The sequence below is a fragment of the Psychroserpens sp. BH13MA-6 genome, assembly GCF_052983595.1.
This window is the reverse complement of record NZ_JBRJGE010000005.1, coordinates 173,520-185,756: the sequence shown is the minus strand read 5'-3', so window position 1 is coordinate 185,756 and position 12,237 is coordinate 173,520. Positions and strand designations below refer to the sequence as shown.

At 34.5% G+C, this 12,237-nt stretch carries 9 protein-coding genes; all 9 read left to right on the top strand.

Going from position 1 to position 12,237, the window contains the following annotated elements:
* Positions 1-120: 120 nt before the first annotated feature.
* Positions 121-864 (top strand): DUF6090 family protein, encoded by a 744-nt coding sequence (locus ACU8DI_RS12135; RefSeq protein WP_447113046.1) that lies wholly within the window; start codon positions 121-123, stop codon positions 862-864.
* A 2-nt stretch (positions 865-866) separates the two neighbouring features.
* The gene (locus ACU8DI_RS12130) at positions 867-1,556 is read left to right on the top strand and encodes a hypothetical protein (RefSeq protein WP_447113045.1); all 690 of its coding nucleotides are present in this window, start codon (positions 867-869) and stop codon (positions 1,554-1,556) included.
* A gap of 78 nt (positions 1,557-1,634) precedes the next feature.
* The gene (locus ACU8DI_RS12125; protein WP_447113044.1) at positions 1,635-2,876 is read left to right on the top strand and encodes a S41 family peptidase; all 1,242 of its coding nucleotides are present in this window, start codon (positions 1,635-1,637) and stop codon (positions 2,874-2,876) included.
* A gap of 166 nt (positions 2,877-3,042) precedes the next feature.
* Complete coding sequence (locus ACU8DI_RS12120) at positions 3,043-4,242, top strand: WG repeat-containing protein (RefSeq protein ID WP_447113043.1); 1,200 nt, start codon at positions 3,043-3,045, stop codon at positions 4,240-4,242.
* A 234-nt stretch (positions 4,243-4,476) separates the two neighbouring features.
* Positions 4,477-6,531, top strand: a complete 2,055-nt coding sequence (locus tag ACU8DI_RS12115) for a hypothetical protein (RefSeq protein ID WP_447113042.1) — start codon at positions 4,477-4,479, stop codon at positions 6,529-6,531.
* 56 nt (positions 6,532-6,587) lie between these two features.
* On the top strand, positions 6,588-7,613 hold the full coding sequence (locus ACU8DI_RS12110; RefSeq protein WP_447113041.1) for a hypothetical protein: 1,026 nt from the start codon (positions 6,588-6,590) through the stop codon (positions 7,611-7,613).
* A 24-nt stretch (positions 7,614-7,637) separates the two neighbouring features.
* A complete protein-coding gene (locus tag ACU8DI_RS12105) occupies positions 7,638-8,240 on the top strand; it encodes a hypothetical protein (protein WP_447113040.1) in 603 nt (200 codons plus the stop codon).
* 418 nt (positions 8,241-8,658) lie between these two features.
* A complete protein-coding gene (locus tag ACU8DI_RS12100) occupies positions 8,659-10,977 on the top strand; it encodes a GH92 family glycosyl hydrolase (protein ID WP_447113039.1) in 2,319 nt (772 codons plus the stop codon).
* A 241-nt stretch (positions 10,978-11,218) separates the two neighbouring features.
* Entirely contained in the window at positions 11,219-11,878 is a 660-nt protein-coding gene (locus ACU8DI_RS12095) for a hypothetical protein (protein WP_447113038.1), read from the top strand.
* The last annotated feature ends 359 nt before the right edge of the window (positions 11,879-12,237 follow it).

Here is a 12,237-nt window from a genome sequence, read left to right as displayed (position 1 = left end):
AATTGAGTGGTTGGAAAAATAAATCCCAAGTTGGACGTTAAATTCACTATTCCCGATTATTGTGTAACTGGTTGAAACCTCATTCAATTAAAATCTTATCTTTATAGAAACGAACCATGGATGATTAAGTTCTTCAGACATATCAGACACCGACTACTCGCAGAAGGCAAAATTGGTAAGTATCTTCAATATGCCATTGGTGAAATTATTCTGGTTGTGATTGGCATTTTAATTGCCTTGCAGATTAACAATTGGAATGTCGACCGACAAACACAGAAAAAGAAAGCTGCTTATTTACATGAAATTCGGAGTAACCTCCAGCAAGACTCCTTACAACTGCTAAAGGTATTGCGTTTTAATGATAACAAAACCAAATTGGTTGAAGACATGTTACGCGTTTTTGTCGACACGCTCACAAATGAAGAACGGTTTCAGATTTTCAATATGAATGCGAATGACTTTACCTACTACGAAGTATTTGACCCTGTTCGTATTGCCTTTAACAATATGTTATCTGCAGAAAGTATCGCTCTTATTGATAATAGTGAGCTTCGAGACGCCTTATCTGAATACTATAACTATCCCTATTTAAGTGGCGTACAAAACCGTGTTGCGGTGATTAATAGAAGGGTTGTTGATGAACATTATCCCAAGTTTTTTACGAAAGAATTTGCCGCGAATTGGATAGGTATTGCTACCAAACTACCCGCTGTTCAAGATTTGGATATTACTACAGATAAAAAATTGATGTCCGATCTATTCGGAATTAAGATGATTCTACCCATTCAAAATAAATTGATAGCGGACACCCAACAACTGAATCAGGAACTTATGACCTTAATACATTCAGATTTAGAAAATTGAGAATGAAGCATCACATATGCCTCATAATACTCTTGGTTCTTTGCTCGTGTCATGACAAAGCAGAAGCACCAAAGTCTCTGGAGCATTCAGAGCCAATTATTGCACCTAAAATAGAACGAAAAACAGCATCGAAATCGGAGACCGATGTCTCAAATACTGCTGAACTATTTGCCAAAGAGGTGTTGCAAGATCATTTCAGAAAGCACACCTACACTCCTACTGATTCGACGAAACCCAAACATACAGACATTTTTGAGAACGTCGGACTTCAAAACATCGTTGCTTATTCCAATAAAAATTATCCAAAACATAGCGCGCCGACTGGTTATGAGCATTTTATTCTGTTTGTTGCTAATTATCAGAGTGAATTGAATGCCCTCAAAACCTTTGCTTTAATAACATCGAGCTCAAAAGAAAATCCGCCTGCATACCTATTAGCTCAAAAGACTTTTATAGAACGTACCAAAGCATTGAATATCGGAGCAAAACCTGGAGGCATGATTGTGCAATCTGGAAGGCACATTTTTAGTTTGGTAGAAACCTGCAGAGCAACACCTATTGGAGGAACTTGGCACGATTATGAAGATAGATTCATTACATTTATAACAAAAAACGAAGCGGAAATTGACATATTAAATGCCGATTGTGGCATGAACCGATATAGACTTGAAAAAAGAAATGTCAGCAGGTAACGATGCTTATCCAAATAAAACATAACAACACACAACTAACGGTTATTCGAGACCTTTAACCTTAAAAAAATACGCTCCATGAAAAGACGCCTATTATTATTGTTCATAATAAGTAATCTAATAACGAATGCCTATTCTCAAAAAAAGGATTGCAGTTGTGAGACTGACTTAAAATTCCTGGATTCAAAAATTAGAAAAACACCCGCTTATAAAATCAACAAAAAAGCCTATAATGCCTCATATTCAAGCGCTTTAAAGGAAGTAGCTCATGTACGTTCGATGTTCGATTGTCATTTCTTACTGAATGAATTATTGATTTCTTTAAACGATAATCACAGTAGAGTTTATAGTATAGATAAAGGAGCCATTGATGAGATTAAAGCAGATTCTGAGAAGTTCAGCGAATTTAAAACATCAGAAATTTTCAATACTTATCCGAAACCAACTATGGATTTAGACAGCTTGAGAATTGTCTTGAAAGCGAAAACAAAATCGGATATAGAGGGTATTTACAACAGAGACAACCTGATAACTATTGGTGTATATAAAAGTAATAAGAACAATAATTACAAAGCTATTATTCTCGATTCCCAATCTGATATTTGGCAAGTAGGAGAAATAATATACAATCTCATACCATTTGGGAATGACTACCTCTTGAGCATTGGCGGAAGTATGAGCTCAAAACGATTAATTGCCTACACAGAAAGAATAGAAAACGGCTTCTTTTATTTTATGGGCTTTCAAAAAGATAGCTCTGAAACCAATTATGCAATAAACGTACCTTCAGAAAACACCTACTATCGTGACGAGCTTTCTGACGCGATAACCTACCTCAAAATAGGAAGTTTTAATTCTTGGAATCCAACACTATCTGAAGCTGAGAGGTTTTATAAATCGCTAGAAGGACAATTAACCAAGCCCAACGTTATTGTTGACTTAAGAAATAATAGTGGTGGTGGTAAACGAAATTCTGACATCTTATACAAGATTCTAAAAAGCTATGCCAAAGAAAACAAGCTATATGTATTAATTAATCACAGGACTGCAAGTAATGCTGAGCAATTTACGCAAAGGTTACGAAAACTAGATAACTGTCTGGTATTTGGTTCAAGAACGAATGGATCACTAGCCTATGAGATAAAAGATAGTCAGTATACCTTGCCTTGTAATAAATTCATAGCAGTTCTTACTTCTAAAAAACATTCAGATTATCTTGAGTTTGAATCCCAAGGTATTGAACCAGACATCACTTTTGATTTTAACGATGATTGGCTGTCACAATTAAAAAATTACATATTAGAAAATAACCAGAACTAACTAAAGCTGTAAGTAATAACTTGTTTATCCTTGCTCCTGAAAATCGCTGGTGTTGGTTCACTTAGCTCGTGTCCCGTGGATGTTCTGTCTGGTGTTTATTTACTAAATTAGCTGCTAAAATATCGCCAAGATCCTCAGGTTTTATACAAAAATGACAACATCACCTATGAGAAAAATTCCCCTTTTAACAATCACATTAATACTTGTTCTGGTAACGTCCGGATTAAGTCAAGAAAACAATCCGCAACTTTACAAATTTCATCAGCGCACTGCCGAAGGTCGGTTCTTCGGTTTGATTAATGCGGATGGAGATATCGTAGCCGAAGCCATTTTTGATGAAATTGGTTCTTTTAGTGAAGGCTTGGCATATGTGAGCTTTAAACGTAAAGCTGGCTATATTGATGTGACTGGTAACATTGTAATTGAAGCAAAATATCAACCAACTTACGATATATCTAGAGATTTTTCTGAAGGTCTGGCATCTGTCAGAGTTGATGGTGAATTTGGCTACGTAAACATGCATGGGGAATTAGTTATCGCTTGTCAATACGCCAAAACGTATCCATTTAACGAAGGATTTGCCGTTGTTGAACCAAATTGGTCGGAAAAAGTGGTCATCGATAAAAACGCTCATATAGTTCTTAATCCGGTTGCTGTTTATAAAAATAATGCCCACCAAGTCACAAAAGGTGAAACTGTAAATTTAGATGAGCGTGTAAAAAATGGGACCATCACCATGTACGTTCACCGCTACAACCATCCGCCAAGAAGCACGCTGGTAGCTATGAATGGCGACTTTTTATTTCCGTTGAAACCTTATATCATTTACGAAATAAGTGATCACCTAATTCGAGCTCAAACAAACGATAGGAAAAGGACTGGTTATATCAACAAAAATGGTGATACAGTTATACCATTTGATTATGTTTCTGGTACCGATTTTAAAAATGGGTATGCAAAAGTTAAAGACAAGCAAACAAAGCTTTATGGAATAATAGACCTCAACGGTAACTATGTTGTGCCACCTGAATACACGCACATTTCGGACGATTACCATAAATCTGATTATATTTTTGCCGGAAAACCCAACAGCAATTATGGCTATATAGATTATAGTGGTAATCCAGTCATTGATTTTAAATACGTTTATGGAGGCGTATTTTCAGAAGGACTAGCCGTTGTGAGCACAGCTCAACGTGAAAACATGTATATTGACAAAACTGGTCATAAGGCTTTCGACTTAGAGTTCAATATTTCTCAATATGACAATGAAAATTTTAAAGGTGGCATTGCCAAAGTCAACTTAAAAGATGGACATTCAGCATATATCAACAAAAAAGGAGAAATACTATTTAAATTTAAGTAACATCAGTCGCCTTTACTACTAAAAACGTGTCAATTCGCTCGTATCTTACAGATTTTTTATGCTTAATACTTACAACTTTATGTACTAAAGCAGACTACTACTCATTTCCAAGAGCGTCAACTATTAGATGACTTGAAAAAAACGAATGTGACTATGAAAACATCAAAATACGTAATCTGTCGTATTTTTTAAATCAAACACCTACTCTAAATTGTCAACCCAAATTAAAAGTTCATGATGCATAAATCTATTATAATAATAACACTTATTGGCATATATTCTTCAGCGTTTACTCAAAATATAGATTGTATTAAGGCACCTTTAAACCCAATACCAAAAGGAATTAATTTAAAGAAAACACCGCTTAAAGGTGATGTATTTCAAGCAAACTTCACGTTTTATGATATCGATGGAAAATGGATTGACCTAGAAAAAAGAGAACGGATATCTTATGACCAGTTTAATAGGCCTATTACCATCACAAACATTGACGGTTCAGTTGATGAGTATAAATATGATGCCGCTGGCAACCTAATATTTGATGATGGGCGCGTTTATAAATATGACAAAGAAAACCGTTTGACTAAAGCCATTTATGCCTATGAAACAAAAGAATATTTTTACGAAAAAGAAGGAAAAACACTCAAGGTAACTATCATATCAAAATCACCTGAAGGAGCACTACAAGCGACACAAATAGAATATTATGAGAATGGATTATTAGTAGCACGACATGCCAAAAAAGACAGTGATAAAACGCTGTTTAAATATGAATACGACACGCAAGGCAACTGGATAAAAAGAGTTGAAACAGATTTAAATGGCAAACAAGTGCACAGTCCTTTTGTAAAAAGTATCATTTATCATAGTGAATACGGGAATTTCGATAAAAATGCCGTATTAAAAAAAACCACAGGCGATTTAAATTTAAAAGGTGGATTAGCGAAACCACATTTATATGTAAATGGTAAAATAGACCAAACTAGTTTATATAATAAATTCAATAACGATTATATTTTCTACAATCCTTTTACTTCTACATATTACATAGCAACAAATGCCTACGATGCATCTATTATGCTCAACCAAAATATTCCATTTAAGCCATTAGCAAAAGGCAATAATATACTCATTAGTGACGGGAAAGCCGCTTTATTAATAGAATATGGAACGTCAACTTTATTTTCAAACAGACAATGGAAGTACGAAGCCAAATATCAGCACATTATAGCCAGAGACTCAAAAAGTGATGACGTTTATTTTGCAGAAAAAGCTTTTGGGAATGATACTAACACGACTGAAGCTTATCCTATTTTCTCTATGACTGCAAAAGAAAGCGATGTTTGGTATGTGCCTAATAACACAAAAAAAGGTGTTGATCTTTATGTTAAAGGAATAGAAACTAAAGGCTTCGGAGTTGCCGGTTATATTGAAGGTACAGAAGATTTTGTACTCACCATAAATGGCAAACATACTTATGTTTTAAAAGACTATAGCAATTCTAAACCTCAATTTTTTAGTAAAGGACGCTATTTTAATGCTGCAGTGGATAAGATTTTGAACCCAAAGAATACGCCATCGGCAGAAAATAACACGACAAATACGTCATGTCTATCTGGAAATTGTAAAGATGGTTACGGGACTTTTATTTTTGAAGGAGGTAGTAAGGCTATAGGGTTTTTTAAGGATGGAAAATTACATGGTTTTGCAAAGTTTGAATTTGCAAATGGCGATGAATACAATGGTAATTTTGAAAACGGACAACGAAGTGGTTATGGAATTTATTTTTGGAAACAAAAGGACGAACAATATTATGGCCAGTGGAAAAACGGAAGACAACACGGTTATGGCTACTATGTTAATGAAGGTGAAACCGTTCAAGCTGGTATTTACAGCGAAGGAAAACTAATCACGAATCTTTTTAATGATTTTTCTAAAGGCAAAACCAATGGAAATTGCTTGGGCAACTGCGTGAATGGTTATGGATCCATGACCTATGATCAGGGTGATGTATACGAAGGCTTATTTAAAGACGGTAAACACTACAAAGCTGGTACTTATATGTGGACCAACGGAAATAGTTATATGGGCGATTGGGACGATTTAGGTAAAATAAATTATTCTGGTCAATTTTTTACGAGCACCTATGTTTATAGAGGTGCCTTTGCCCACAATGGTTTTATTACCGGACTTGGTGTAAAATTAGATAAAAAGACCAATGTTTTAATTTATGGTGAATTTAAAGCAGGAGAATTAATAGTTGATTATTCCAAAACATCAAAAGAATAGTTATCTAACGAAATTGAAATTCCCTTATTAAAAAGGTAGACGCCTTTCCTTTTTGCATGACAGAACCAAGATACAAGATAAAACCATTATCATCTATTGACAGAAAAAAGCTGAGCCAACAATATATATATGCATTAGCCTTTTTGATTGTTGTTGGTGCTATATTCATTTTTATTTACAAGTATGTATTAACACCAAGTCATTTTACGAGCATTCCTATAGTCGTATTTTCGCTGTTCGGACTAGTATTCTCTGCTGTAATAAGCTATATAATCTGGACCACTTTCCTTGATTTTAAAAAAGGCATTAAATATTGTTACACAGGATTTATTACAGATAAACATATCAGCAAACACTTTTCATCTTCAAAAAGATTTAATGCAAAATCAGGAAATAGTTTCAGACGTACTTCCACAAAAACGTATTACGGATTAAGTATTGATAACACAGAATTTAGCGTTTCATATGTTGAATACAACAAAGCTGAAGTAGGCAACAAAATTTATTTAGAGCTAAGTCCGAAGAAAAAAGAAATTTTAGCTTTTACCATTTTAGAAAAAAATCAAGAATCGAATATCACTCATTTCAAAGAAATATATTCAATTCCAAACCAAATTCAACATAGTACGCAATTCCTAAATAAAGAAGAAATTGAGCTAGTGAAACGAATATTTTTCAAAAAATTAAGAACGCAATTAATTTTTATTGTAGCCTATTTCCTTCTATTAATATTGCTATGGCAAGGTATTTTTATTTTTCTAGTTCCTGTCATTGTGGTTTCTATATATGCGTCGGTTAAGCTACTTATTCTTTTAAACCAATATACTAAGTTTAGTAGAAATGTAAAACGCAAACAACTAAAAACCGTTCAGGTTTTGGATAAATTTAAAGCATCATCCAATAGAAGCCGTACACTATATCGCTTGGTTACAAACTTTGGAAATGTCGATGTCTCCAAAAAAATATATAATAAAGTTCAAACCAACCATAGTATTCAATTACATACCGAATCTGTTATGAACATATTAGTTGCCGTAAGTTTTAACTCATCTCATTTTTATGTACTTAACCACGACGAATAATTCATAAAAAAGTACTATAAAATTATGAACTCAATTTTAGAAAAACATACAAAGCATTATGCCAAATGGGATTTTCTAGCATTTACAGTACTTACTACGCTTGCCATTGCTAATGGTAGAACTACGATTTTCTATGTTATATATTTTTTTTGGTGCTACGAGCTCGTACGAATTATTGTAGATAGAGCGTTTATAAAAACCAATGAAAACGCCATCATTACAAATCTAAAAAGAACCTCTATTTTCAGTTCTTTGATTCAAATGGGTGTTTACTTTATTTTCATTGTTGTTTTTTTTGCTTTTATGGTTAATTGGAAAAACCAAGACATCATACAAACCAATTTTGAAATTTTGTTTTTTAAAAACTGGTTTTTTAACATCAACTTAATATTCGTGTTCATAGAACGTCTAATTATTCACAAAACAAAACAGCCTGTTCTAGTTAGTTTCGGATTGTTTACACCCAATATGCTAATCTTGCATGTGTCTATAATTATAGGTGCGCTGTTAATGTTCTTTGTAGTCAATAATTTTCCAGAAACTTTCACACCAAGCAATTTATGGGGATCCGTGATTATTATAATTCCTTTTTTTATTATGAGAACTATAATGTTAGGTTTTAAATGAAAATTTTCATTTTAAGAACAATTAAGGATTTTATGACATTTATAACAGAAAAACCGAATGTTATAACCGTATCCTAAATGCAAAAAAGTTTGTGTTAAAACCAAAAGTTTGAGGGTAGAAAAACTGTTACCCTTCTTACAAAATACCCTTAGTAACCTATTGAGAAATACTATTTAAATTTAAGTAACATCAGCCACCCTTGTTACTAAAAATATCATATCGTTGGAAACGTTACATGTCATCTTAATGAATTAAAACAGAAGCAATACTAACGCTTAGAAAAGCTTACAAGTAAATGCCTGTTCTCGCTTCCTTCTGAAAATTCACACACATTTTTTATTCGATGGGTAATGGTTATATTAGTTGCTGAACTAGCAACGACATCATACACTAAACCGTTGGTTATAATTACATACATATGAGAAACCTATTCATGGTCTTGTGTTGTCTTACATTACTAAATTCTTGTAATGACGCACAAGAGAACATCACTACTTCGGAAAAATCAAAAAAGGATTATACCCAGTTCGTTAATCCATTCATCGGTACCAGTAAAATGGGACATGTATTTCCAGGAGCTACGGCACCTTTTGGCATGGTGCAATTAAGTCCGCAAACCAATTTTGAAATGATGTTTAAAGAAGATGGTAGTTATAATCCTGACACCTATGAATACTGTGCTGGCTACCAATACCGAGACTCCACCATTATCGGTTTTGCTCATACCAATTTTAGTGGTACAGGACATTCTGATCTAGGCGATTTCTTAGTAATGCCAACGGTTGGTAATTTGATACTTGATCCGCTGGAAACTTCTGATGGTAACAAGGGTTTTTATTCAACATTTTCTCACGATCATGAAGAAGCATCGCCAGGTTTTTATAAAGTGGATTTAGACAGCTACAATATCAAAGCCGAATTAACCGCTAGTGACCGCGTTGGTTTTCACCAGTATACCTTTCCAAAATCTGATGAGGCACATATCATTCTAGATTTGGTTTATAATGTGTATCATCACAACAATAAAAACGTCTGGACCTTCCTTCGGGTAGAAAACGATTCTACCATAACTGGTTATAGGCAGACCAAAGGTTGGGCAAGAGATAAAAAAGTTTTTTTTGCAGCTAAATTTTCTAAAGCCTTTAAAAGCTATGGTTATAAAAAGTATGATAAAGAAACCTATAACGGATTTTATAGAAGATTTAACGAAACCGAAAATTTCCCAGAAATGGCAGGAAAAGATTTACGTGCTTTCTTCAATTTTGACACCGAGCAAGGTGAAAAAATCAAGATTAAATTTGCCTTGTCTAATGTGAGTTCAGCAGGTGCTATGAACAACTTAGAGGCTGAAATTCCGCATTGGGATTTTAACAAAACGCACAAAGAAACAAGCGATAAATGGAATAAAGAGCTGTCTAAAATTGCTATTGAAACGTTGACAGAAGCACAAAAAACAACCTTTTATACAGCGATGTATCACACAAACCTTTCTCCCATTATCTATGAAGATGTGGACGGACAATATCGAGGGTTAGATCAAAATATTCACACATCTGAAGGATTTACCAACTACACCACTTTTTCCCTTTGGGATACGTATCGTGCTTTACATCCTTTGTTCAATATCACACAACCGAAAAGGAATAATGACATGATCAAATCCATGCTAGCGCACCACGATCAAAGTGTCCATGATATGCTTCCAATTTGGAGCCATTATGCTAATGAGAATTGGTGCATGATTGGTTATCACGCTACTTCTGTTATTGCTGATGCTATGGCTAAAAATGTTGGTGATTTTGACCAAAAAAGAGCGCTTGAAGCTTCAGTAAATACGGCTTCCGTAAGCTATTTTGATGGTTTAGGTGATTATATGAAATTTAAATATGTGCCTGATGATAAAAGCCATTCTTCCGTATCTAAAACTTTAGAATATGCTTACAACGATTGGTGTATAGCACAAATGGCCAAACAGATAGGCGATCAATCTACAGCCGAAAATTTCATGGAGCGATCAGAATACTACAATAATGTTTATGATACTTCTATCGGTTTTATGCGTCCTAAACTTTCGGATGGTACCTTTAGAAAAAACTTTGACCCAATGGATACGCATGGTCAAGGTTTTATTGAAGGAAATGCTTGGAATTATGGCTTATACGTGCCGCAAAATATTGAAAAAATGGTGAACATGATGGGTGGAAACGAGCGCTTTACGCAACAATTAGACTCCCTTTTTACGATGGACATTGAAGAAAAATACATCGAAAATCATGAAGATATCACTCGTGATGGCATCATAGGGAATTATGTGCATGGTAATGAACCTGGTCATCATATTCCCTATTTATATAATTGGACTGGGCATCCGGAGAAAACACAAGCTCGTGTTCGTATGATCATGGACACGATGTACGGACCAACGGTTGATGGCTTGTGCGGTAATGATGACGCTGGACAAATGAGTGCTTGGTACATTTTTAGCAGTTTAGGGTTTTATCCCGTAACACCTGGATCAGCAGATTACGCCTTAGGCAGTCCGTTAATTAAAGCAGCGACCATTCATTTAGATAATGGCAAAACCATTACGATTAAAGCCAATAACCAAAGTAAAGACAATGTATATGTGAAAAGCGTATCCGTGAATGGAAAAGTATTAGAAGGAACTGTATTATCACATCAAGATATTATGAATGGCGGCGAAATCATTTTCGAAATGCGTCATACGTATCAATAAGAATAATAAACGGTCTCGAACAATGTATAACCGTAATGAGGTAAGTATTGGATTCAATGAATTTGATATCAGATGTCTCTACCAACATTTGGAATGCTATTTAACAACCTAAAACTGTTGATTCCTTACAAATCTTTGCTATCTACCGCTATTTACATATTGAAGGTTGATTTATGACTATTTTAGTCTTAACTTAAGGTATAATACTAACTCGTTGGCAACAACCGATAATACAACGTTTATGAAATTCTATTTGAAAAGAAGACAAAGATCACAAATTTTAGCAGCTGTTTCAATCATCTCTTTTACGCTGTTATATGTGTCTTGTCAAGATTCGTCAAAAACTTCAGCACCCATAGAAAGTGAATTGATAACGAAAATTAATGCGGTTCAAGAGCAGGTGATGGCTCAAGGACATATGTCTAAAGAAGAGGAAGAGGCATTGTTAGGTTTATGCAGCATTGTTTCTCACAATGACGGTTTGGCAAATTACGATCCTGAAGAAAGGATGCTATTGAAAGATGTAGATTTTGCACCAATCTATGATGGCTGTGAGGAACTTTCAAAAGACGAAACAAGGACCTGTTTCAAAGATAAGGTATCGGCCTTTATAAAACGAGAATTTAACTTAGAGCTATCGAAAGAATTACATCTTTCAGAACCAAAACACGTAGATGTGTTCTTTATAATCAACACGTCTGGAAACGTGACTGGCATGAAGGTCAGAAATTCAGAGGTAACTATACAAGGGGAAATCTTAAGAGTCCTAAGGAAACTACCTGTAATGCAACCTGCTGTTCACAATGGACATAGTGTGTCTGTGTTATGCTCAGTTGTCATAAAATATGGCAATCAAATAGACATCGATTTTGTCTACATTCCCGAAATACCCGATGCATAACAGTTAAATCACTCCATAAGGTCCCTCACAGTGGTTTGTTTACATTACCACATATAGATAATTCTGTTGACTTGTGATTCTTCGGAAAACTGCAAAGGTGTTATCTCTTGTTTGTTTTCGTTAAGAGTATTGTATAGCTTACGTTTCGCACTAAGCAAATAACAACCGAATAGAACATCTGTGAGACTCGAACAGGTATTGCGAACATTGCGTTAGCAGATTTTTGTAAGAAGCTCAGAGCTAATATGCAAGTTAAAGCGCGTATGTGTCAATTCTAGTTTACTGACAAACATTCCTGCAGAACATCCTATCTGCAATTTATTTACTAAATTAGGATTCAAACACACAACCTATTATTG